Raw genomic sequence first — 22,349 nt, forward strand, 5'->3', positions numbered from 1 at the left:
TTACTTTTGTTGGGAGAATAAGAGGGTACTATCCCGCTGAATGGCAGGCTCTGTCCACTCTTTTGGTTCGAAAGACCACTTTGCCTTTACAATAGGAGTATAAGGATTGTGTTTCTTGAAGAAGTCTATGAGATAGAATCTTAGATCCTTGTCGGTAGACTTGACTAGCCTCTCTGGTAGCTCCTCGGCAGGGATGCCGCCGCCACGTGTAAGGAGCCCACCACCGCCATTGCCCCGATAGGAGTTGATGGCTACTAAGTATTCCTTTTGGGGGTCGAACTCCTTGGTTCCTACTTTCTCTATTATCACGCGCTCTCCTTTGGGCTGGGTAACGTCTACAGTGTAGGTCATCCCAGAGGCGGAGTCGAAGTTAAAAGAGGCATTCTTGGTAGCGAGGTATTGCCCACCGAGCTTCGACTCGTCTATCTGAATAAGACGGTCGGTAGGCGAGGTCATGGTCTGTATCCAGCGATCATAGCTCTCCTCTAGCGTCTTGCGGATTTCGTCGCCCGTGAGCTTCATGAGGTAGAGGGTATTTTCGTACCTATAGAGCTTGAATAGGTCTCTTACCGCTATCTCGCCTTGGTTAAGGGTGACATTGAAGTCCAGTGGAGCGGTAAAGGATACCTCTGCCTCGGGATAGATGAAGAACTGTAGCTGGTGGATAAGATCGGTAAAAGGGGTGGGGCGGAAGAAGGCACTCCTAGCCTCGATAGGGCTAGTGAGTGTAGCGATGGGGCGCGCCACGAAGTCTCTGACTGCCTGCTCTTGGTCTTTGAATCCCATCAAGAGCGCTGGGTCGGGCTGTACCTCTTCGAGCGATACAATCTCAGGGGCAAGGGTGATTCGTCCTTTGCCCTTCTTGCTATCGTGGAAGGTGACCACGGTGTGGCTCACCGCATTGGCATCGTTAGCGGGGTTGAGGAGGTAGGTGACCTTACCATCCTGATGCACTACCGAGTCAAGTAGCTGTCGATGGTCGTGCCCTAGGAGTACGAGATCCAGCTCGGGCACCTCGCGTGCCATTTGGTAGCCTACATTCTCCGACAATGGGCGAGTCTCGCCATCCTTATCGCCGCTACCACTATGGATGAGTGCCACAATCATATCGGGTTTGCTCGCCTGTATCTCGGGGAGATACTTCTTTATGGTCTCCACCTGGTCGGTAAACTCCAGTCCCTCCCACAATACGCGAGGGAGGTTGTGGGTAAGACCGGGCATAGTGGTACCTATCACTGCTATCCTGCGCCCGCCCTTCTGGATAAAGACGTAGGGCAGGAAGTAGGGGGCGTCTGTCCCCTCCTTCAGTACGTTGGCACCCAGTACGGGGAGCTTAAGTTCCGCCACGAACCTATCATAGGTGCTGTGCCCTGTCTCGATATCGTGATTACCTATAGAGATAGCGTCGTAGCCCATCTGGTCGAGCACCTGAGCATAGATATGCGTGGAGGCAGTGTCGATAAAGTTGTAGTAATAGGCGGAGGGTTGTCCTTGTAGGATATCCCCCGCATCAAGAAGCAGTACTTCATCGCTTCCCTGCTTTAGCTGCTTGATATAGCTGGAGACACGGGCGTAGCCTCCAGTGCCTGGCTGGTCATTGACAAAGTCGTAGGGAAAAAGATTGCCATGGACATCGGTAGTATGCACGATGTGTAGCGTGGTGCTCTTCTCAGGGGGTTGGCACCCAGCCAAGAGAAGGAGCAGAGAGGCAAATAGTATTATCCGCTTCATCTTGAGTATTATTCTACAATGTCGATTTCGTCGAGTAGGCGTTGGGCTCCGAGGTACTTGTCAAGTACTAGGAGTAGGTAGCGAGCATCCACGATGATACTTCTCTGGTAGTCGGGGAGGTATTGTATATCACCACCTACGCCTTCCCAGTTGCGGTCGAAGTTGATACCCACAAGCTCGCCACGACCATTCACAAGTGGTGAACCAGAGTTGCCACCTGTAGAGTGGGTAGTAGAGATAAAGTCCACAGGCATCTTGCCATTCGCTAGGGCTAGTTTGCCGAAGTCCTTAGCCTTATATATCTCTACGACCTTAGGGAGCAGGTAAAACTCGGGGCTATTGTCGTCCCACTTCTCCATGATACCCTCCATCGTGGTCTGGTGCCCATAGTAGACATTGTCTCGTGGCGAGTAGCCCTTTACTCTACCGAAGGTATAACGAAGGGTGAGGTTGGCATCAGGCCATAGGTTCATCTCGCCCTCCATCTCGAGCATCCCTTGGAGCATCGTTTTGCGTGCGAAGGCGAAGTCTCTGTCGTACTCTGCTAGTGCCTTAGATATTGTAGCTATGTCGTTGTGTGTAGCCATGGCAAGTGCCACAAGAGGATCGCTAGCATAGTCGTTGTAGGTTTTGCCCTTGAGGATTTGCTGGAGCTTCTCTCTATTTTGGTAGAGGCTATTGTCGAAGACCTTATCTAGTTCTCCGCGCTCAAGAAGAGCTTTCGCAATCGCTGGCGCTGCTAGCTCCACTGGTAGTGTCTCAGTGCCCTGCACCTTTTGGATATAGTCGAGCACTGCGGTAAGCATCGCTTTGGTGACCTTCTTATCTACCGCTATATTGTAGTCCTTATTGAAGTAGTTGTCGAGCTGCTTCATGAACTTATCTGGCTCTGTATTGGCAAACTCTTTCTCCGTAAGTAGGGGAGCACGCATAGTTTCTACGGCTCGGTTCAGACCCTCATCGTATATCTTGGAGAGTGCACGTAGCTTGGCACGCTCTGCCACCATGGATTCTATCTTGTCTATAGCTTGGGCATACTCGGGCTTGCCTACCTTCTTGGCGTAGGCGCGGAGCTTGTCTACCATTGCCCGCTTATTGCCCTCGAAGTCCATCTTATTGGTTGCCCAATTGGTGCCTATGGCATTTTTGTAAGCGTTGGTGGAGCCTTGGTACTTAGCTGCGTACTGGATATTGACCGCCTCGTCCTTCATCATCTCTTCCCACATGGTCTCCTGGCGAACTTTCCTGAGGTCGATGCGGATCTGGTTGTCTATATCTCTACGCTCTACTACCTCGCTAGGGGTATAGAAGTGATTGGTGGTGCCAGGGAAGCCCATCATCATTACGAAGTCGTCCTCCTGCACTCCAGAGCTATTAATCTTGAGGTAGTACTTGGGGTTGAGTGGGATATTCTCTGCTGCGTACTCTGCTGGCGAACCGTCGGGAGCGGTGTAGATGCGGAATACCGAGAAGTCGCCAGAGTGGCGAGGCCAAGCCCAGTTATCGGTATCGGCACCAAACTTGCCGATACAGCTAGGAGGTGCAGCTACCAATCGGATATCGGAGTAGATCTTCTTGACAAATAGGTAGTACCTATTGCCTTCATAAAAAGGCGCCATATCTAGGTTCACACCATTGGTGAGCTCGCCTCTATTCTCCTTGTACCACTGTTCCGCTACCTTGCGAAGAAAAGCACGGCGCATGTATTGCAGTGGGTCGGTGATGCCTTTCGCCTTGATATAACTATTGAGATAGTCGGTAGCATCTACGATCTCCTCTACTATCGTGACCGTGAGCCCAGGGTTGGGGAGCTCGGACTGTAGAGTAGGGGCATAGAACCCATCACGGAGGTAGTTGTGGTCTACCGAACTGTGGTTTTGGATCTCACCAAAACCGCAGTGGTGATTGGTGATGACCAATCCCTGACTAGATATGATCTCTCCCGTACATCCGCCACCGAACTGTACTACAGCGTCTACTAACGACCCTTTGCCAGGGTTGTAGATATCCTCTGCCGACATTTGCATACCCATTGCTTGCATCTTGGCGAGGTTCTGTTGCTTCAGGAATTGTACCATCCACATCCCTTCGTCGGCCTTAGCTATTGGCGCTACGAAGAGTACCGCCGCGGCGGCTGCTAACCATCTCTTCATCATCTTCATGCTCTTATCTCTATTTGTCTGTTATTTATTCCAAGTACTGTAGGGGTGTTGTGCCAAGTAGTAGTTGAGGTAGTGCGGGTCGTTGGTCACCTCCTCGCCTATCCATTCAGGGATGATGACCGTCTCTTCTAGCGATGGTAGCTCCAGCTCCGCTATGATCAACCCTTCGTTCTCCTCCAAGAAGAAGTCCACCTCCCACCTGCGTGCGCCATCTGTGATGATATGGCGCTGTTTCACAATCTTGCTGTAGTGGCTCAGCTGCATCATCTCTATCGCATCCTCTACAGGGATTGGGTACTCAAACTCACTGCGGATACCGAGTTCCTCTGTCCGAGCCTTCTTGATGGTGAGATATGCCTCCTCCATATTGATTAGGCGAATGCGCACCGTGAGTCCCTCATCGTTGGCGATATAGGCTTGCTGTATATTTAGTACTATATCGCTCTCAGGCAATTGTGCTCCAGGTTTGAGCAAAAACTTACGTTCTATCTCTAATGCCATAGCTCCTATCTTATCTAATGGTTACCTGTGTAGCGCCAAATCCGTATTGCTGGAATGAGGCGTCCTGCTGGTCATATCTGGGGTACTTGCGCTTTAGGAGATTGATTACGGCTTGGCGCAATACACCCTCGCCCTTGCCGTGTATAAAGATAATCTTCTTTCCCTTGAAAGAGGGTTTGCGATGTGCTCGAAGCACTTCCTCTACCCTTTTGAGTTGGAGCTCCAGCATATCCCGAGGCTCCAAGCCTACGGTGCTATCTACCACTTCATCTATATGTAGGTCGATTACTAGAGGCTCGCTGAGTTTCTTTTGGGGCTCGGTGTGAGGGCGCTTCTGCTGAGTAGCCACCTTCTGAGACATCATTTCTGCTGCGAGCTTCTCGGCATCAATCTTATTTGTGGTCATTACCTTGTCGTCCTTCACTAGTTCGTACACAATGGCGTGGTCGTCGAAGTAGGGCGTCTCTATAAAGGCATTCTCCTTGAAAAACTTAGCACCATCTATCTTCAGTTCGACATCCACAGAGTGCTTAGGGCGGTAGGGCACCCCTTCCTCCTTGAAAGCGATAATCTGGAAAGTACTCTTGGCACGCTCGGGTAGCTCGTCGGGACTAAAGCTCTCTAGTAGCTCCGAGCTATCGAAAGAGATCATACCCGCGAATCTGAGCTCATGGGCTGCACCGCGCCCCGAGGTGTAGGTGACAAAGAGATCGTAGTTGGAGTCATTGACGAGGAATACCTCGTAGTGGCTCTGTCCGATGCGCCCACCCTCCTCGGGTAGATAGCATAGGGTGATATTGAGTAGCTCTCCACTAGGGTCGCTCCCTCGCTTAGGGGCAGGTTGGTAGGTGCTCTTGCGCTGGGGCTGAACCGCAGTAGTTGCGGGAGCCTCTTGCTTCTTAGCACTCACGGGCGGTACTATAGTAGCCCCATCCTCTACCTTAACCACCTCATTATGTAGTACGGGAATCTCGAAGCCCGACTCGTCTTCTACATATACTACACCACTAGAGCGTAGTACCTTGCGTACAATACCCCCTCCAGTGGTATTGAGAAACCGAACCCTATCCCCGATATTTAATTGTATATCCATGCTCGTTAACGTTATATTGCACAAATGTACCTAATTTATCAGTGATAAGCGGGGTCTCTTATTGCCAAATGTCGGTCGTCCTCATCATTACCAATGTGTCGTAAGGGCTATTTTAGCACCGATAGTGCTCAATAGAGTAGAGCTCCAAGGTAGAAGTAGTAGGGCGGAAGTTTACCTTCCCTTATCCATTGGGTAGGGATGCCGAAAAGCTCCTCGGAAGTGCCCATGAGGTCGAAACAGAAGTTCTCCAGAGAGTAACGAATAGCTTCGGGATGACGGCAAGGCTTGTCCTTGAGTCGAGCACAGGTACCACGAGGACACCTGCGGCAGCTTCCCGCAAAGCAGGCTCGACTGCCGGGTCGGCTCTTCTCCAGTGCCAGAATTTCCCGATCGGTAATCAGGCGAACGGCATCGCCTATCTCCTCGGCAAGATCCATAAGCTCTTGCATCGAGCCCTCACGCCCAGCATATTCCTCATTGAGTACTACCTCGTAGCCATATAGCTCTATCTGTGTGTAGCCCTCTAGGAGGGTGTTGAGGTCAAAGTTAAAAGGCGGACAGCTCCAGAGCTTTCCATACTGGCGGCAATGCTTACAAGCCTCTCGGAACCGCTCTATATGTTGATACCGCTCCACGTATTCGTGAAGCGGTATCAATCTAGAATGAGTCTTTATCTCTCCGTATTTCATCTTTCCTTGAGGATGACATCGTGGGCGCCTCCCTCTACGATAGAGGTGGAGGATACGAGTGTTATCTTGCTATTGTAGTGTAGCTCATGGATGTTTACTGCGCCACAACTGCACATGGTAGACTTCATCTTGCCCAGCGTGAGCATTAGATTGTCTTTCATCTTACCAGCATAGGGGACGTAGCTATCTACACCCTCCTCAAACTTCATGCCCTCGGTAGTGCTACCGCTATCGTAGCGCTGCCAGTTCTTAGCACGGTTCGAGCCTTCGCCCCAGTACTCCTTTACATAGTTGTTGTTGATCTTGAGCTTCTTCGTAGGGCTCTCATCGAAGCGCGCAAAGTACCTACCCATCATCAGGAAGTCGGCTCCCATGGCGAGCGCTAGCGTCATGTGGTAATCATGCACGATGCCACCGTCCGAACAGATTGGGATATATACCCCTGTCTCCTCGAAGTACTTGTCGCGGGCTTTGGCGATATCCATTATCGCTGATGCCTGACCACGACCAATACCCTTCTGCTCACGAGTAATACAGATAGAGCCACCACCAATACCTACCTTTATGAAGTCTGCCCCAGCCTCTACGAGATAGAAGAAGCCATCTGGGTCTACTACATTACCTGCTCCGATAGGCGTGTCGGGATAATGCTCCTTTACCCAAGCGAGGGTCTGCTGCTGCCATACCGAGTAGCCATCGGAGCTATCGATACATAGGACATCTACCCCTGCCTCTACGAGTGCAGGCACACGCTCCTTGTAGTCGCGGGTATTGATACCACCGCCTACTAGTAGCTGCTTATTCTCTTTGCCAGAGAGCTCGAGAGGGTTCTCTTTGTGGCTATCGTAGTCCTTACGGAATACGAAGAATTGGAGGTTCTGATCCTCATCAATGATAGGCAAGGTATTGAGCTTGTGCTCCCAGATTACATCGTTGGCCTCCTTGAGGGTAGTACCCAGCTTGCCTACCGTGAGTTTCTCAAATGGCGTCATGAAAGACTCTATCTTGGTCTCTAGTGGCGTAGTGGAGATACGATAGTCGCGGCTCGTAACAATGCCGAGGAGCTTGCCATTGGCAGTGCCATCCGCTGTGATAGCGATGGTAGAGTGTCCCGTCTTCTGGGTGAGTGCCAATACATCTCGTAGGGTCTGGGAAGGAGTGAGATTGGAGTCGCTGGTTACGAATCCAGCCTTGAACTTCTTCACTTTGCGCACCATCTCGGCTTGGCTCTCAATAGATTGCGAACCGAAAATAAACGAAAGGCCACCATTGCGTGCCAACTCAATAGCAAGGGTATCATTAGATACCGATTGCATGATGGCGCTTACGAAAGGAATGTTGAGGTTAATCTTGGATGCTTCACCTTTGTGGTGCTTCACCAGTGGTGTCCGCAGGTCTATATTTTCAGGGGTGCACTCTGCTGTAGTGAGTCCCGGAATCAGTAGATACTCCCCGAAGGTGTGGGAGATTTGGTCTAGTACTTTTGCCATGTTTCCTCTAATGGTTCTAAAAGTTATGAGGTACAACTTGCTCGCAAATTTACACAAAATGTCCGAGCTTGCAAAGCCCCCCCCATCCTTCCCTCAATGGCGCGCACCGGTAAAAGAAGTCCGAGTATAAGGCGCTATACCATATTGTATATCGCCATATATTGCTGGAAAACGCTCTAGTATTACCCCTCTCAATTTCTCCTAATAATGATGATTAAAGGGAGCAACATGATTAGTAGGTAGCCGATTATTTCCTTTCTATTAGATCCTTCAGCCCAAATATCCAATACTATAGCTAACGCAATTAGTATTATACTTAGAACAAGGACGGTTTTGTTCTTGCGCAATATCATATTCTTTATTGGATGTCTCCGCTCAGTATGAGTTATTACTCAGTTGCAAAGATACAACAATATTGCCCTATTTGAACTGAGGAGAGGAGACTTGATACCGTCAGAATGAAGGGATATTTTTTGTTTTGTTGGTGCGTTAGTTTTTTATTATTTTGTCGGTAAGAGTTGTTCGGGATATTGATTTCATTAAATAAATATGAGGAAAATATGCAGTAGCATTTTATTGGTACTATTATGCATTCTACTTTCCGTTTCCTGTAATAAGAACAGTGAATTGGAGGAAACGTCTTTGTCGAACTTCACACAATTCGAAAGTGTAAAGAATAAATTAGACGCTGATGCTAAAGTGGCAAATAGGCGTGCGCGATTGCGTTCGGCATCGGATGACGAGACCCCACTTATACTGAAAGAAGTCGATATAGACTGGGATGAATCTAGATTTGTAACTTTTGGAGATTCTACCATATTTATGTGGGTTCCTTTTGATGCCAAGTTCAATTCTGTATTGGTCTCGAATGAAGTTGATTCCATCAGAGCAAAAGAGTTCAACCACAAATTGAGTTATACAACGCTGGTTCGGTACGAAAATATTTCTGATTCGATCTCAGGAGTTAGCTTGTATGCACATATTATACCTAGCATTGAGTACCTATATTCGGGAGCACCTCTTTATGATTCCGATAGATTTGTCCCAAAGCACTTTGATGGACAGATACACCTATATAATCTAGATGGCAACTTGATTGGCATACGTCAGTACATAGATGGCAAGCCCTATGAAATAGCAGAGGAGCTTCGTGCTATTCTTTCTATCTGCTTCACGAGAGTTGTCGAAATGTACGCAGGGGTAGGTTCAAATCTTGAATTTAAGGGTTACGCATATCAGCGACATTGTATACATGACTTTGGCTACACAAATTCCAATATTTCACCACTGGTATACCTTACTATGTCCAAGATCGATTCTGGAGAAGGTGGTGGAGGGGGAGGAGGCTCCTATTCGCCTCCCCTACCGCCTCCGGAAACACCTATTCGAAAAGACCCATGCGGTGAAGCCAAGAAATTCATAGCAAGGACACAAATATCTGACAAAATAAAAGAGTTGTCAGCGCATAGGGAGGCACAAAGAGGGCGGTCGATCCAGGAAGAGAAAGGGTATGTTGAACTATCCGATGGTACATTCAAGCCAATTCCGGCAATCAAAGATGGACACACAATGAATGTGGAATCGGTCGTGGGCGATAAAAAAGGATATATACATACACATACAACTGATTATGAGGCTGCAGACGGATATATTAATAAACCTATTCAGATTTTAAAGTCAACCATAATGATAGAATGTAAAGAGTAAATAACTAAGAGTATGAAGAAGATCGTAAAATTAGTCGCTTTCTGGAGCTTTGTCCTCCTCTTTGCGTACACGCCACTTAAGGCGCAAGAACAACTCCCCATTATACCTCTGGAAGATCATATCCCGTGGAGGAAGCACGAGGTACACCAAGATATTAAGTATGCGTATTTCAAAGATGTCCATAATATACTGCGACCGATGGTGGGGCATTGGTCTGCGGAAAAAGGGAATTATCTATATGACTTTTGGATTACAAAACAAGAATATGTAGAAATCCCTCAGGGAAGACATGACAATCTTATTATCCAGTATGAGGTTTATGAAAAGGGGAAGATTCTTTTCTCTACTTTACCTATCACTTTGCAGAAAAGACCACGTATTCCGAAGGGATTCCGATACTACCCGGATAGAAAGGAGTATTCCGTTTTCTATTTCGGGGGTAAGGGTCAGGAGGGTTTATGGTGGCTCAGTCCGGGAGCGAAACCTCAAACTCTTAAACTTGTATATCGCGATGATGCCTATTTGCATGGCTTTGACCCCAAGACACCTCAGCTATTCCCGATGTTCCCGGACTACCTGGTGCTTACGAGAATTAATCCTAATCCGGCGATTGCTGAAAGGTTACTGTCGATGGACAACATCAGTGCTTTGGGGGTAGAGAAAGTTAAGAAGCTGATTCAGATATCTCGTATGATATCCAAAAAATCACGAACTTTTACCATTGGAGACTTGACTACTGAAGTGAAGTTTCTAAGTGCCAAAGGCCGTCCTGTACTTAATAAGGAGGAAGTCGAGCGACACAACTACTACAGCATCCGGTTTACTGCAGACAAAGAGATCACTCCAATCACAATACAGTTTTATAACCATCCTACCATTGTGTATGAATCTGTCGTCCCGATATATCTTCAAGCTTTGTGTCACTCTCTTTTGATAGAGAAAATCAAGAATCTAAATAATGATAGCAGTGTCTCTTTCCTCAAGAGTCCATCGAGCCAAGACTTTGGTTTTGGATTATTATGCTCAGCATACGAAGCAGGCTCCATCGGCTTTGGCAGATCAGTATGTTCGAGAGATGGGAGATGTGATTGCGTTCTTTGGGGATGACTTAGATGATGTTGCCCCGATATTATGGTGGGGTATTCGAAATAGTGCATCCTTTAGTGAACTGCCGCTAATGGAACAGGCTAGGATCGACGATATCCTAAGTACTCTTGGATATATTATTCGTGATAATGTACGTCGTCCAATGGATCCGAATCTGGATACCCAGGAGCTAAAGTAATTGAAAATACTTATTATTGACTTATTGGTAGCTATAAAGGAACTTTGTGTTAAGGGGAGGTATGGCATGGTGGTAGCGAAAGGGAGCTAGGTGGGTGTGTTTTCGTGTATTTTATCTGATGGTTTAGCGATATTTTGGTATCTTGTCGGGAGTGAATAGAAATTGATAACCAGAAAGAATAGTATTACTATGTCGAATGAGATTTTGAAACTGAAGCCAGAGACAGTCTGGGCTTATTTTTATGAGCTTACACAGATTCCTCGCCCTACTGGGCAGATGAAGGAGGTGGTAGAGTATGTCTCCTCGGTAGGAAAAAAACTGGGATTAGAGACGCATGTAGATAAGGTAGGTAATATCTTGATACGCAAGCCTGCCACAAAGGGGTATGAGAATCGTCCTGTGGTAGCATTGCAGGGGCACTTGGATATGGTGCCTCAGAAAAACAACCATGTGCAGCACGACTTTGCCAAGGATCCTATCCAGCCACGTGTTGATGGCGAATGGGTGAAGGCCAATGAGACTACACTGGGTGCCGATAATGGTATCGGTGTATCGATGGCGCTTGCTGTGCTATCCGATGACACACTAGAGCATGGTCCTCTTGAGGCGCTCTTTACGATAGACGAAGAGGTAGGTATGGTGGGTGCTTTCGCTCTGGAAGCTGGCTTCTCAAAGGCTGATATCATGCTTAACCTCGATTCTGAGCTTGTGGACGAACTCTATGTGGGCTGTGCTGGTGGTGTAGATATCAATGTGCGCCTAGAGTATAAGGATGATAAGCCTGTACCAGCTAATGATGTTGCGGTGAAGGTGACGCTAAATGGTCTGAAGGGTGGTCACTCGGGCGTGGATATCCACCTCGGTAGGGGCAATGCCAATAAGATGATGGTACGCTTCCTGAAGAAGGCTACCGAGGAATTTAATATCTCTATAGCTGAACTACAGGGTGGTTCGCTCCGCAATGCTATACCACGCGAGGCTTGGGCTGTGGTTACGCTGCCCGAGGAGGAGGTGAAGGACTTCCAGGCTAGGGTTGCAGAGTTCGAGTCGCTCTACATCACCGAGTACCAGGGTATAGAGAGCGGTATCAAGATACATGTAGAGCGTCTTGCCGACCTACCTAAGACGGTTGTGCCTCAGGAGATTGCCGATAGCGTTATCCAGGCTGTTGAGGCGGTGCAGAATGGTGTGATCACTTATCTATCAGAGTTCCCCGATACTGTGGAAGCGTCTAGCAACCTAGCTGCCATCAAGCTCGCTGAGGGAGAGCTTACGGTGACTTTCCTCACCCGTAGCTCTAGCGAGAGCCGCAAGGAGATGGTGGCATCGAGCATAGAGAGTGCTTTTGCCCTCATTGGTGCCGAAGTGGAGTTCGATGGGGACTACAACGGTTGGCAGCCCGATGCACATTCTCACGTACTTGAGGTGATGAAGCGAGTATTTAAGGAGGAGCATGGCGTGGAGCCACCAGTGAAGGTGATGCACGCTGGTCTAGAGTGCGGTATCTTACAGGGTGTGATGCCAAATACTCAGATGATTAGCTTTGGTCCTACCATCAAGTTTCCACACTCTCCCGATGAGAAGCTGGAGATTTCTACTGTAGCTAGGACTTACGACTACTTGCTCCGTACACTCAAGGCACTTTAATGCTCGTAGAGACCGAACTTATCGTGCTCAGTGCTGTGCGTTATTCTGATAGCGCCAGTATTGTGACTACATATAGTGAGCGTTTTGGGACGCTCGCATTTAAGGTCGTTCGCTCTGCCTCTCGTAAGAGGGGAAGGGCGAACGCTCTTTTTATGCCCCTCTCTGTAGTGCGTATGACTATGGAGTATCATCCGACGAGGACTATCCAACTGCCTGGAGAGGCGGTCGTGCTACACGCGCCTATGCGTCCATCGGTCGATGCTGCTGCCAATGCTGTAGCCCTCTTTGTGGTGGAGCTACTTACCCGTATCGTGCGTTCGGGGAGTGCCGATGCCGAACTGTACCGTTACCTTAGGGATGAGATTATGGGGCTGGAGGCTCTGAGTGATCGGGGAGTGAGCTCTTTTCACCTCCGTTTGGTAGTAGGGATGCTGCACCACATGGGTATTCTGCCCGATCAGAGCCGGTATCGGGAGGGATACATATTGGATTTGCCCGAGGGGGCATTCCGTAGGGCTTGGACATTGGAAGAACAGGCACTGGGCAGGAGTTCTGAACTACTGGTGCAATTTATCACTACCGAATCTCCCGAGGAGCTTCCGATCTCTCGGCAAGAGCGCAATGCCCTCCTAGATATGCTGCTCGCCTATCTTGCGTATCACTTCCCCGATGTGGGCACACTGAGGTCGCCCGAAGTCCTTTGCCAGCTATTTTAGAGCTGGGTGAAGGTGTGGTCGATGTGGTAAATGCGAGTGGAGAGGTCTTTGAGATGCTCTATATTGTGCGATACCATTATCAGCGCAGTGTGCTGCTGTAGGGTAGGGAGCATCTGGTGGAGGGTCTCTTCGAAAGTGCGATCTACATAGGTGGTAGGCTCATCAAGAATCAGTAGGGTGGGTTCGCTCACGATAGCACGAGCTAGGAGTACGCGCTGGAGCTGTCCGCCCGATAGTGCTCCTATGGCGCGATGAGCGACTTCGAGCATGCCCACTTGCTGTAGTGCTTCATGTGCTTTTGCCCTTTGCTCCTTGGTGGAGTACAGACTATTATGAGTGAATAGCCCACTCAAGACCACCTCCTCTACCGATATGGGGAAAGCCTTATCCAGACGGTTCTGCTGCGGCATATATCCGATATTGAGTTGGTCTATCTGCTGCCCTTCGGGGGTATAGTAGGTGATACGCCCCTTACGGGGTATGATGAGCCCTAGCAAAGCACGGACAAAAGTGGTCTTCCCCGCACCATTAGGACCGGAAAGACCGATGAAGTCGTGGGGATAGAGCTCGAAGTCAAGCCCCGTTAGGATACTCGGCTCATCATCGTAGCCGAGCTCCAGTTTCCTCGCTATCAATATAGGATGGCTCATTATCGCTTCCTAAATACCTCTATAAGGCGTTTCATCTCTGCTGTCCAGTCTTCCGCAAGCGGCTGGATGGTTAGAGGTGCTATCCCTAGTTGGCGAGCTATGTTTTCGGCATTCTTTGCGTCGAACTCCTCTTGTATCAATACAGCACGTGTGTCCATTGCCTTTGCGGTTTCTAGTAACTGTACTAAGTGACGGGGGGTAGGCTCTAGCCCATTCTCCTCTATCACCAACTGGGTTAAGCCCCATTCACTAGCGAAGAGGGATAGGGAGGGGTGGTAGATGACGAAAGCGCACGAATCGCTCTCCCCGAATACCTCGTGGGCGAGGGCTTCGACCTCGCCAAACTTGGGGGTGAGATGGCTCTCGTAATTGGCGCGTAGCTCTGCTTCTTTTTCGGGGAATATCTCGATAGTAGCCGCTAGGATAGCTTCTGCCATAGCTTTGCCGCCCTGTAGCGAAGTCCAGTAGTGCGGGTCGCCATGGATATGTGTGTGTTCGTGACCTTCCTCATGCCCATGGATGAGGTCGTGAGGTAGCCTTTCCGCAAGGTTGATCACGGCAACACTATCGGGTAGTGCATTGATCCACTGTTGCTCAAAAGGCAGAGTGCCGATAGCAAAGTAGCCTCGTGAGTCTTGGAGCTTAGCGATGTTTCTTGGGGTAGGGTCGTAGTACTCAGGGTTATTACCGTAAGGTACGAGCACGTGAACCTCGGCGAGGTCGCCCACGATATGCTTCAAGAAGTACTTCTGGGGCAATAGGCTCACCGATAGGATGGGCTTGTGACTCTCCTTGGACGGGGTGCAGCCTGTGGCGAATAGGGCTACAAGGAGTAGTGTAAGTAACTTATTCATATTGAGTTGGTGATAAGTACAGCGTTGTAAGCGATAAAGAGAAGTAGCATAATCAGCCCTTCGGGACGTTTGATCTCACGTTTGCCCCAGAAGAGTGCCATAGCAAACGCCATGATTGTAGCAATCAACTGCATCCAGATATCGAGAGTAGTAAACTGGAGGTGCTGCAATGGGTGAACGACGCCCGAGATACCGAGCACGAAGAAGATATTGAAGATATTGCTCCCAATTACGTTGCCCACAGCGATACCAGTATTCTTTTTGAGTGCTGCGACTACCGAGGTGGCTAGCTCGGGTGCAGAGGTGCCCCAAGCCACTAGGGTGAGCCCAATCAGGGTGTCGCTTACTCCTAGTTTCTTGGCTATGAGCGAAGCATTGTCCACAAATAGACCGCCACCATAGATGAGCCCTGCTAGCCCTACGATGATGAGCAATACATTTAGCGCCCAGTGCTTCTCGCGCTCGGCGGGTGCCTCTGTCTCCTCTCTATTTTGCCGTCCCATATACATGGTGTAGCCGAGGAAGAGCAATCCAAATAGGATGAGTATCAAAGCCTCGGCACGTGAGATAGATGATGGTGCGCCATCGAGTGCGGGGTCGGAGACGAAGATCATCATCACCGTGGCGGCGAGGATAGATATGGGGATGTCGAACCGGATGGAGTTGCGCTGCACCGGGATGGGATACACCACGGCACATAGTCCGAGGGTGAGTAGGATATTGAAGATATTGCTTCCGATCACATTGCCTACCGCAATGCCTCCATTGCCACCGATACTACTGAGTACGCTCACCGATAACTCGGGAGCGGAGGTGCCGAAAGCCACAATCGTAAGCCCTATGATGAGCTGAGGGATCTTGAACCTCCGAGCTATCGCTGCCGCACCATCGGTAAGGAAGTTGGCACCAGCCAAGATGAGTGCCAGCCCAACCACTACTAAAGCAATCTCTAACCACATAATCCTATTAGTCCAAATATGCGTACTCGAGGGTGGTCACCGAACCATACTCAGGTACCCCTACAAAGAGCTCTTCTAGCCCTATCAAACCCTGACAAAGGCGAGCACTATTGATGACCCCTCCGTGGCAAAAGACCGCCACCCTGCGGTAGCGCTCTCTCCTCACTTCTTGTACAAATGCCCGCACTCTTTCGATTAGTTGGTCCACCGTCTCGCCACTAGGCGGAATTGCCTCACCCTTAGCATCTGCATACTTTTCGGGTTGCTCCTTCATAAGTGCGAATACCTCCGTCCACGGTTTTAGTTCCCATTCGCCAAAGTTGCGCTCCATGAGGCGTGGGTCTCGTGTGGCTATATCGTCGTAGCCACAGAAGATACAGAGATCCTGTGCCCTCGAGAGGGGGCTCGTGAATACTGCATCATACTTTCGCCCTTCCAGCCTATGGTGTACCACCGCTGCCTCGTCGGCAAACGTATCAGCTACCTTGAGGTCGGTCTGCCCATAGCAAGTCGCCCCTGTGATGTTTAGTGAAGTGTGTCTAATCCAGTCTATTCTCAACATTAATATTCTTCTTCGTAATTCTTGCCGTGGCGCTTCTTGCGGTTGTCCTTCCTTCCCTTGCGTAGCTCCTTGCTCTTAGGGTTGTCGGAGAAGTTCTCTTCCGCTTTCTTGTGGCTTCCATACTTCTCATCGGTCTGGCGCTCAGCTGCCTCACGGGCAAACTTCCTAAATAGTCCCTTCAGAGGGATCGACACATCATCGAGGGTTACCCTGTCCTCTACCGAGGCTTTGTCGCCAATGCCAGCGGTCTGGTCGTTTACCTTGATACGTCCTTGACGAAGTAGCTCCTCTGCATCCTTTCGTGTGTACTCGTAGTACTCACTCACAATACGACTAATGCGTACCTCCATACTATTGGATTAAATAGTTACTGATATTTATTGAAAATTGATTCCTTCATCGCCTCTGCTGTCTCCCTAGGAGTGGCAAGAGGACTAATATATTCTATCTCAAATCCATTGCGCTCCATCCCTCTCGCCCACGTCATCTGTCGTTTGGCAAACTGGTGTATCGCTGTCTCTAGCCCTCGGTGCATCTCCTCGTAGCTGAGTTTATCCAGTAGGTAGAGCGTTACGAACTTATACTCTAGTCCGTAGCGAATGAGTGCATCGGGCTCCACTTGCTCCAAGAGCCCCCGCACCTCATCTATCATCCCCTTTTCTAGTCTTGCCAAGAGTCTTCTCGAGATTCGCTCTCGGCGTACCTCACGGCTTACATCCACACAGAAGATAGGGCCTCTCAGGGGCGCCCGCTCTTCTACCTCCACTTCGCCCGCAAGTGCCAATTCTATGGCACGCACTAAGCGCCTGCTATTGTGGCAGTCTATTCCCTCCAAACTGCCACCTGCTGCCAATAGCCTAGCTTGGAGTCCCTCTACTGAGAGGGCATCCAGCTCGGCACGTAGCTTGTGGTCTATAGGCGCTTTGGGCATCTTATACCCTCCGAGGACGGCTGTTATGTAAAGTCCGGTACCACCACAGAGTATCTTAGGGGTCTCTTGGGGAAGGGCATCGAAAGCCATGTAGAAGTCCCTCATGTATCGGTGTAGGTTGTACTGCTCGCCAGCCTCCGCTACATCAATCATGCGGTAGGGGACAGAGTAGCCGCCCACCTGATACTCCGAGAGATCCTTGCCTGTGCCGATATCCATGCCACGGTACACTTGGCGCGAGTCTCCACTAAAGAGTACCGCACCAAGCATCTCTGCCAACTGCACAGCGATAGAAGTTTTACCGCTGGCGGTTGGTCCATAGATGGTAATGATATCGATGCCGAGCGGCAGAGGTTGCATTTACTTCCCGAGTAAATTCTGTGGATAGGTACCCTCGTCGGCGAGCTTCTGTAGCTTAGCTACAACATCGGGACGGTCATTGGCATAGGTGACACCAAACCACTTGGCAGGGGTGTCGAGTACCTTGCAAGTAGATGTACCATTATTAATAAGTTGGTTGACCACGAAGGGGATGTAAAACTCACCCTTCTCGCTATTGATATTTTGCTCTAGGAAAGAGACAAAAGCCGCTTCGGAGTGCTGGAAGTAGTCGGGCGTAAAGCCCCACATATTCATTGATACAGGGGTATGATCGTCTATGGCCACTTTCTTGCCGTGCTCATCGGTGAAGACAATCTCGCCATCTACCCTCTGCACATCGGTACGCTCTACTACGCCAGTGAGGAAGCCCTCCTCATTGGTCTCGCATACACCACGGGCTACAGTGCCGCTCTCGCTGAGCGTATTGCCTACACGATAGCCTACCATGCAATACTGGTTGGTAGTGCCCTCCATACGGCGTAGTTCTTCGGCAAGAACCTCGAAACTCTCACGTCCGTAGAAGTCGTCGGCATTGATGACCGCAAATGGCTCCTTAATCACATCACGCCCCATGAGTACAGCGTGATTGGTACCCCAAGGCTTGGTACGACCCTCAGGGCAAGTGAAGCCCTTGGGTAGGTCGTTTACAGCTTGGAATACTATCTCTACTGGTAGAAGATGCTCGTACTTGCTGGCTACCTTGGTACGGAAATCCTCCTCAAAGTCTTTGCGAATCACAAATACCACCTTGCCAAACCCAGCCTTCACTGCGTCATAAATTGAGTAGTCCATAATGGTTTCTCCACTAGGTCCTACGCCATCTAGCTGCTTCAGACCGCCATAACGGCTGCCCATTCCTGCTGCCAGTACAAATAATGTTGGTTTCATCTTTTACTTTGCTTATAACTCTTTCTAAACAGTGCGTAAAGCTACACAAAAAAAGTGATAATGGAATGATTATTAGTAGGCTCTCCACTCTTTTAAGGAGTGTTAGAGCAATATGAATGCCCCGAGATCATCAACTCAGACTAAGGCGTACAGTATACGAGCAAGAAGTGGGTAGAGCTACTAGAGGAGAAAGGAATGAGGATATGTATGGATGGAAAAGGACGTTGTAAGGATAATATTTGGATAGAACGCTTCTGGAGAAGCATCAAACAGGAACATATCTATCTTAATCCAGCCCATACAGTCTCAGAACTAAGGCAGGGGATAGGGAAGTGGATAAAGTTCTATAACTATGAGCGCCCCCACTAGAGTATCACCAAGCTACTCCCTGCCATGGAATATGGAATAGTAGTAGCTGCATAACAATAACTAATAACTATGTAAAGAGAAAGAAAATGTGTACTTTTGTTACGGTGAAAGAAAAAAACACTAGCCCGTTGTCTAAAAATGGGGAGTACTATACACAGTAATACAAAACTTTAAGGATGAGAAACTAAATATTGTACAACTACTATTTAGTAATGTTTATTCTTCTTGTTATGCAGATAGGCGTCATAGTGCTGTTATTAACTATAATGGGGATGTTTACAAATGTACAGCAATTGACTTCCTCAATACTACAAGAGATGGTTATTTAAGTGAGGATGGGAATATAATTTGGGAAAATGATAGCCTAGAGAAACGAATGGATAGTAAGTTCAAAAATGCTCCATGTCACAAATGTCGTATTCAGCCAATATGCAATGGAGGCTGCAGTCAAAAAGCACTTCATTATGCCCATAAGGACTATTGTATACATGATTATAATGAAAGCAAGAAAGATAAAGTTATACTTGATAAGTTCTACTCATTACTTCAAAAGAAAGTGAAATCATTTATATGACAAAGCTGGATTTACTTTACTCAAAAATGGAACGTAAAAAACAAAGCGTATCACTTGTAAAGTCTGTGAGAGGTCTTTGGATACTCTTATTGGCGGGAATAACTATGGGGGTCGGTCCAAGTGCCTTTGCTCAATTCCAAATCACTGGACGACTACTCTTTGGCTCCGACTCTACTTCTGTCGCTGGTGCGTCGGTCTCCCTCTATGAGGGTGATCGATTGGCAGAGGGGACGATAAGCAAGGAAGACGGAAAATTTGTACTCCATCGGGGTACTCGCCAATCGACACAAGTAAGCATCAGTATGCTTGGTTGTGCACCTATGGTGATTTCGATAAAAGGTGCTAGTAAATCATTAGACTTGGGCAACCTATATCTAGACGACACACATCAATTAGACGAAATCGTCGTAACCGCCCAAAGGGAGAATGTACAGAGGATATTAGTTTTCCCCAAAAAACATGAGCTTGTCGCTAGTCCCGATGTGCTGAGCTTGCTTAGGAATATGGGTCTTAGAGGACTAAGCATTAGTCCAATGTCACAGACGGCATTGGTGTATGGCAAGGCGGTACAGTGGCAAGTGAATGGTGTCCCAAAGTCGCGTGAGGAAATCTTCAATATTATCCCAGAGAAGATTTTGCGTATTGAGTACTCCGATATGCCAGGTGCGAGGTATCTAGACAAAGGGATCGGTGGAGTGGTCAATATCGTACTAAAGGAGCAGAATGATGGGGGCTCCTTCAGGGTATCTGCTCAGCCAGCACTGACGACGGGTTATTTCAATGGCAATACAGGCTTTAGCTACAATATCGGCAAGCATGCCCTCACACTGGGCTACAACCTTTCGTATAGAAATTATAAGAGTAGGCTGGTAGAGCTCGATGAGCGCTTTATCGGCAAAGGAGAGGAAGTGCATAGGGTGAAGATGCCAGTGGCTAGCCCATTTGGCTATAGCGACCACAACCTCAGTCTCTCTTATCTGTATCAGATGACCCCCAACAGACAGTTTTCGGCCACTTTTAGCGGGAAGCTTTTGGACACTCACTCCATAGAGCAATCCCATGTAATAGAGACCCATAAGGCAGATTACTTTAGGACCGATTACTCTAAGGGTAGGTCTGTGGCTCCAACGCTCGACCTATACTTCTCCAATCTGTTTGATAATGGTGGTAAGCTCGAACTTAATGTCGTGGGGACCTATAGGCAGGGCAAATATGAGTCTAGTGTCTCTGACAAGATGGGTGGAGCAGTGAAGCAAGAATATACCAATCCAGTAGAGAGCCATCGTAAAGCTCTGATTAGCGAGGTGTATTATACTCAGCAGTTTAGACCCTCTCTAGTCTTCACTACGGGTGTGCAAAACCATCTTGGACACTCGGAGAATACCTACTTCTCGCCAAGCAAATTTACAGATGTCTTGAGCGAAAATAATAATTATCTGTATGCTCAATTGTCGGGCTCAGCAAATAAGTTTCAGTACTCTGTGGGTACAGGGGTAAAAGCGTATTGGGTCAAAAGCTCTACCAACCAGAAGAGCTATTACAAAAATCTGAGTACCTTGACCCTGATGTACTCCTTGAGTAATAAAGCACACCTCCGCTTGGCAAGCTCCTATATGCCTAGTTTGCCTAGTTTGAGCCAGCTCTCAGAGGTGTCTCAGCGCTACGATGACTATTTAGTACATAGCGGTAACCCACAGCTCTCCGCTGCCCAGTATGTATATAATAGACTGGGGCTATACTACTCCTCAGAGCATTTTGCACACGACCTAGAGGCGACTTACTACCGAATTTGGGATCCTATTCTTTATGATGTCTCCTATAATAGAGAAAAGAACTATTTCCTTTCACACGCAGTTAATGGCAGGTATAGCCAGGTGCTAGGGCTGAGCTGGAACTTAAAGATGAAGAACCTCTGGGATTTCCTGACCATTTATAGTACGGTGGGATATGATTTCCAAAACTCCGATACAGGAGTAGATAAGTTTAGCCTCAATTCGCTCTACTGGGACATCTCTGCAATACTACAATACAAGGAATGGTCGCTTGCCTATTACTATACCCAGCCGAAGAGATCGCTGTATAATAACGTCGTCTCAAGGGGTGAAAACTCATCCCAATTGACTTTGATATGGAAGCGTAATAGGCTCACCCTATATGCAGCCCTCCACTTCCCATTTACTAAGAACGGTGCAACCTACGAGTCGGAGCTCCTCTCAAGGGTCAATCCCAAGACAAGCTACGTGAGCATCTTGGATAATCGTAATATGTTTTCACTAGGCCTCTCCTGGAATATAAGCTTTGGGAAGCGACTAAAGACCAGCCAAAGAGGTCTCTACAACACCGACTCCGACAATAGCATGGTCTCTACCTCTAGTAGGTAAGTATTAATCATTAATAATTGCAATTGAGATGAAACAGAAAAATCTCTCTTAAAATTACAGGCGCAGGTGATGCAAGAGATAGAATATATCAAACAGAAGGATGCGATGGATTGTGGACCAGTGTGCTTGGCTATGGTGGTTAAGCATTATGGTCGCCATCCTGACTTGGAGCAAATCCGTAAGGATTGTGCTTTAGGTAAGGAGGGGGTCTCTTTATTGGGGATTAGTAAGGCGGCAGAGAAGAGGGGGTTGCACTCGCTGGGTGGTCGCATCACTTTTGAGACGCTAGCAAATGAAGCCCCACTTCCCTGCATCGCTCACTGGAATCAGAATCATTTTATAGTTGTTTATAAGGTCAAGAGACTTCGTAAGGGTAATTATAGGGTCTATGTCGCAGATCCAGGAAAAGGATTGTTCACTTACACCAAAGAGGAGTTTTGCGAGCATTGGATTAGTACCAAGACTAATGGCGAAGAGAAAGGTATAGTCCTACTTTTAGAGCCGACAGATGAGTTTTACAGCCAAGAAGTGACTGATGGCGGAAAGTTCGAGAAAGGTAATCGGCTGACCTTCCTTTGGAGCTATGTCAAGAAGTATCGTAGGTACTTTGGGCAAATTATACTAGGCCTATTGCTGGGTTCGCTGATACAGCTTGTTTTCCCATTCCTTACTCAGGCTATAGTCGATACTGGTATAGGTGGGCGAGATATCGGTTTTATTTGGCTGGTGCTATTGGCTCAGCTGATGTTGCTCTTTAGCCGTACGGCGATTAGCTTTAT

Annotated in this window: 22 protein-coding genes; 9 read left to right on the top strand and 13 right to left on the bottom strand. The window is 48.3% G+C overall.

Annotation, left to right across the window (positions count from 1 at the left end):
- The 6 genes from A3GG_RS0102125 to A3GG_RS0102150 all read right to left on the bottom strand — a co-directional run bounded on the left by A3GG_RS0102125 (position 1) and on the right by A3GG_RS0102150 (position 7,666).
- The gene (locus A3GG_RS0102125; protein WP_018357682.1) at positions 1-1,731 is read right to left on the bottom strand and encodes a bifunctional metallophosphatase/5'-nucleotidase; all 1,731 of its coding nucleotides are present in this window, start codon (positions 1,729-1,731) and stop codon (positions 1-3) included.
- Positions 1,732-1,739: 8 nt separating this feature from the next.
- A complete protein-coding gene (locus A3GG_RS0102130; RefSeq protein WP_018357683.1) occupies positions 1,740-3,893 on the bottom strand; it encodes a S46 family peptidase in 2,154 nt (717 codons plus the stop codon).
- A 21-nt stretch (positions 3,894-3,914) separates the two neighbouring features.
- Positions 3,915-4,394 carry a CYTH domain-containing protein gene (locus A3GG_RS0102135; RefSeq protein ID WP_018357684.1) on the bottom strand — a complete coding sequence of 160 codons (480 nt, stop codon included), beginning with the start codon at positions 4,392-4,394 and terminating at the stop codon, positions 3,915-3,917.
- Between the two features lie 10 nt (positions 4,395-4,404).
- Positions 4,405-5,487 carry a Smr/MutS family protein gene (locus A3GG_RS0102140; RefSeq protein WP_018357685.1) on the bottom strand — a complete coding sequence of 361 codons (1,083 nt, stop codon included), beginning with the start codon at positions 5,485-5,487 and terminating at the stop codon, positions 4,405-4,407.
- Positions 5,488-5,615: 128 nt separating this feature from the next.
- Positions 5,616-6,176 carry a DUF2284 domain-containing protein gene (locus A3GG_RS0102145; RefSeq protein WP_018357686.1) on the bottom strand — a complete coding sequence of 187 codons (561 nt, stop codon included), beginning with the start codon at positions 6,174-6,176 and terminating at the stop codon, positions 5,616-5,618.
- A complete protein-coding gene (locus A3GG_RS0102150) occupies positions 6,173-7,666 on the bottom strand; it encodes an IMP dehydrogenase (RefSeq protein WP_018357687.1) in 1,494 nt (497 codons plus the stop codon). The genes A3GG_RS0102145 and A3GG_RS0102150 overlap by 4 nt, the downstream gene beginning before the upstream one ends.
- Before the next feature lie 549 nt (positions 7,667-8,215).
- Between A3GG_RS0102150 and A3GG_RS0102160 the strand changes: the two genes are divergently transcribed.
- The 5 genes from A3GG_RS0102160 to recO all read left to right on the top strand — a co-directional run bounded on the left by A3GG_RS0102160 (position 8,216) and on the right by recO (position 13,021).
- Positions 8,216-9,373, top strand: a complete 1,158-nt coding sequence (locus A3GG_RS0102160) for a hypothetical protein (RefSeq protein ID WP_018357689.1) — start codon at positions 8,216-8,218, stop codon at positions 9,371-9,373.
- Positions 9,374-9,385: 12 nt separating this feature from the next.
- Positions 9,386-10,480, top strand: coding sequence for a hypothetical protein (locus tag A3GG_RS0102165; RefSeq protein WP_018357690.1), 1,095 nt, complete (start codon positions 9,386-9,388; stop codon positions 10,478-10,480).
- Complete coding sequence (locus tag A3GG_RS13295) at positions 10,458-10,658, top strand: hypothetical protein (RefSeq protein ID WP_156808644.1); 201 nt, start codon at positions 10,458-10,460, stop codon at positions 10,656-10,658. The genes A3GG_RS0102165 and A3GG_RS13295 overlap by 23 nt, the downstream gene beginning before the upstream one ends.
- A 189-nt stretch (positions 10,659-10,847) precedes the next feature.
- Positions 10,848-12,305, top strand: coding sequence for an aminoacyl-histidine dipeptidase (locus A3GG_RS0102175; protein WP_018357692.1), 1,458 nt, complete (start codon positions 10,848-10,850; stop codon positions 12,303-12,305).
- Entirely contained in the window at positions 12,305-13,021 is a 717-nt protein-coding gene (gene recO / locus A3GG_RS0102180) for a DNA repair protein RecO (RefSeq protein ID WP_018357693.1), read from the top strand. Before A3GG_RS0102175 ends, recO begins: the two co-directional genes overlap by 1 nt.
- Here recO and A3GG_RS0102185 read toward each other — a convergent pair.
- The 7 genes from A3GG_RS0102185 to A3GG_RS0102215 are packed head-to-tail and all read right to left on the bottom strand — an operon-like array spanning position 13,018 to position 18,246.
- A complete protein-coding gene (locus A3GG_RS0102185) occupies positions 13,018-13,671 on the bottom strand; it encodes a metal ABC transporter ATP-binding protein (protein WP_018357694.1) in 654 nt (217 codons plus the stop codon). The two genes, recO and A3GG_RS0102185, sit on opposite strands and share 4 nt — an antisense overlap.
- Positions 13,671-14,525, bottom strand: a complete 855-nt coding sequence (locus tag A3GG_RS0102190) for a metal ABC transporter solute-binding protein, Zn/Mn family (RefSeq protein WP_018357695.1) — start codon at positions 14,523-14,525, stop codon at positions 13,671-13,673. The genes A3GG_RS0102185 and A3GG_RS0102190 overlap by 1 nt, the downstream gene beginning before the upstream one ends.
- The gene (locus A3GG_RS0102195; protein ID WP_018357696.1) at positions 14,522-15,484 is read right to left on the bottom strand and encodes a calcium/sodium antiporter; all 963 of its coding nucleotides are present in this window, start codon (positions 15,482-15,484) and stop codon (positions 14,522-14,524) included. Before A3GG_RS0102195 ends, A3GG_RS0102190 begins: the two co-directional genes overlap by 4 nt.
- Positions 15,485-15,491: 7 nt before the next feature.
- Positions 15,492-16,046, bottom strand: coding sequence for a histidine phosphatase family protein (locus A3GG_RS0102200; RefSeq protein ID WP_018357697.1), 555 nt, complete (start codon positions 16,044-16,046; stop codon positions 15,492-15,494).
- Positions 16,046-16,396, bottom strand: a complete 351-nt coding sequence (locus tag A3GG_RS0102205; protein WP_018357698.1) for an Hsp15 family protein — start codon at positions 16,394-16,396, stop codon at positions 16,046-16,048. The genes A3GG_RS0102200 and A3GG_RS0102205 overlap by 1 nt, the downstream gene beginning before the upstream one ends.
- 17 nt (positions 16,397-16,413) lie before the next feature.
- Entirely contained in the window at positions 16,414-17,337 is a 924-nt protein-coding gene (locus A3GG_RS0102210; protein WP_018357699.1) for a tRNA (adenosine(37)-N6)-dimethylallyltransferase, read from the bottom strand.
- Positions 17,338-18,246 (bottom strand): glycosyltransferase family protein, encoded by a 909-nt coding sequence (locus A3GG_RS0102215; protein WP_018357700.1) that lies wholly within the window; start codon positions 18,244-18,246, stop codon positions 17,338-17,340.
- A 195-nt stretch (positions 18,247-18,441) separates the two neighbouring features.
- On the opposite strand from A3GG_RS0102215, the gene A3GG_RS12740 reads away from it, so the two are divergent.
- The 4 genes from A3GG_RS12740 to A3GG_RS0102235 form a co-directional block, all read left to right on the top strand.
- The gene (locus A3GG_RS12740) at positions 18,442-18,615 is read left to right on the top strand and encodes an integrase core domain-containing protein (protein ID WP_083900364.1); all 174 of its coding nucleotides are present in this window, start codon (positions 18,442-18,444) and stop codon (positions 18,613-18,615) included.
- Positions 18,616-18,805: 190 nt separating this feature from the next.
- A complete protein-coding gene (locus A3GG_RS13995) occupies positions 18,806-19,189 on the top strand; it encodes an SPASM domain-containing protein (protein ID WP_428829140.1) in 384 nt (127 codons plus the stop codon).
- 26 nt (positions 19,190-19,215) lie between these two features.
- A complete protein-coding gene (locus A3GG_RS11645) occupies positions 19,216-21,570 on the top strand; it encodes a TonB-dependent receptor (RefSeq protein WP_156808645.1) in 2,355 nt (784 codons plus the stop codon).
- Positions 21,571-21,639: 69 nt separating this feature from the next.
- A partial coding sequence (locus A3GG_RS0102235; protein WP_018357704.1) for a cysteine peptidase family C39 domain-containing protein occupies positions 21,640-22,349 on the top strand: 710 nt, incomplete at its 3' end.

It is taken from the genome of Porphyromonas levii DSM 23370, assembly GCF_000379925.1.
Lineage (GTDB): Bacteria > Bacteroidota > Bacteroidia > Bacteroidales > Porphyromonadaceae > Porphyromonas_A > Porphyromonas_A levii.

What these genes read in the sequence shown, in the direction of transcription:
- A3GG_RS0102125 (WP_018357682.1), bottom strand. Translation starts at nt 1,731, where the DNA reads ATGAAGCGGATAATACTATTTGCCTCTCTGCTCCTTCTCTTGGCTGGG.
- A3GG_RS0102130 (WP_018357683.1), bottom strand. Translation starts at nt 3,893, where the DNA reads ATGAAGATGATGAAGAGATGGTTAGCAGCCGCCGCGGCGGTACTCTTC.
- A3GG_RS0102135 (WP_018357684.1), bottom strand. Translation starts at nt 4,394, where the DNA reads ATGGCATTAGAGATAGAACGTAAGTTTTTGCTCAAACCTGGAGCACAA.
- A3GG_RS0102140 (WP_018357685.1), bottom strand. Translation starts at nt 5,487, where the DNA reads ATGGATATACAATTAAATATCGGGGATAGGGTTCGGTTTCTCAATACC.
- A3GG_RS0102145 (WP_018357686.1), bottom strand. Translation starts at nt 6,176, where the DNA reads ATGAAATACGGAGAGATAAAGACTCATTCTAGATTGATACCGCTTCAC.
- A3GG_RS0102150 (WP_018357687.1), bottom strand. Translation starts at nt 7,666, where the DNA reads ATGGCAAAAGTACTAGACCAAATCTCCCACACCTTCGGGGAGTATCTA.
- A3GG_RS0102160 (WP_018357689.1), top strand. Translation starts at nt 8,216, where the DNA reads ATGAGGAAAATATGCAGTAGCATTTTATTGGTACTATTATGCATTCTA.
- A3GG_RS0102165 (WP_018357690.1), top strand. Translation starts at nt 9,386, where the DNA reads ATGAAGAAGATCGTAAAATTAGTCGCTTTCTGGAGCTTTGTCCTCCTC.
- A3GG_RS0102175 (WP_018357692.1), top strand. Translation starts at nt 10,848, where the DNA reads ATGTCGAATGAGATTTTGAAACTGAAGCCAGAGACAGTCTGGGCTTAT.
- recO (WP_018357693.1), top strand. Translation starts at nt 12,305, where the DNA reads ATGCTCGTAGAGACCGAACTTATCGTGCTCAGTGCTGTGCGTTATTCT.
- A3GG_RS0102185 (WP_018357694.1), bottom strand. Translation starts at nt 13,671, where the DNA reads ATGAGCCATCCTATATTGATAGCGAGGAAACTGGAGCTCGGCTACGAT.
- A3GG_RS0102190 (WP_018357695.1), bottom strand. Translation starts at nt 14,525, where the DNA reads ATGAATAAGTTACTTACACTACTCCTTGTAGCCCTATTCGCCACAGGC.
- A3GG_RS0102195 (WP_018357696.1), bottom strand. Translation starts at nt 15,484, where the DNA reads ATGTGGTTAGAGATTGCTTTAGTAGTGGTTGGGCTGGCACTCATCTTG.
- A3GG_RS0102200 (WP_018357697.1), bottom strand. Translation starts at nt 16,046, where the DNA reads ATGTTGAGAATAGACTGGATTAGACACACTTCACTAAACATCACAGGG.
- A3GG_RS0102205 (WP_018357698.1), bottom strand. Translation starts at nt 16,396, where the DNA reads ATGGAGGTACGCATTAGTCGTATTGTGAGTGAGTACTACGAGTACACA.
- A3GG_RS0102210 (WP_018357699.1), bottom strand. Translation starts at nt 17,337, where the DNA reads ATGCAACCTCTGCCGCTCGGCATCGATATCATTACCATCTATGGACCA.
- A3GG_RS0102215 (WP_018357700.1), bottom strand. Translation starts at nt 18,246, where the DNA reads ATGAAACCAACATTATTTGTACTGGCAGCAGGAATGGGCAGCCGTTAT.
- A3GG_RS12740 (WP_083900364.1), top strand. Translation starts at nt 18,442, where the DNA reads ATGAGGATATGTATGGATGGAAAAGGACGTTGTAAGGATAATATTTGG.
- A3GG_RS11645 (WP_156808645.1), top strand. Translation starts at nt 19,216, where the DNA reads ATGGAACGTAAAAAACAAAGCGTATCACTTGTAAAGTCTGTGAGAGGT.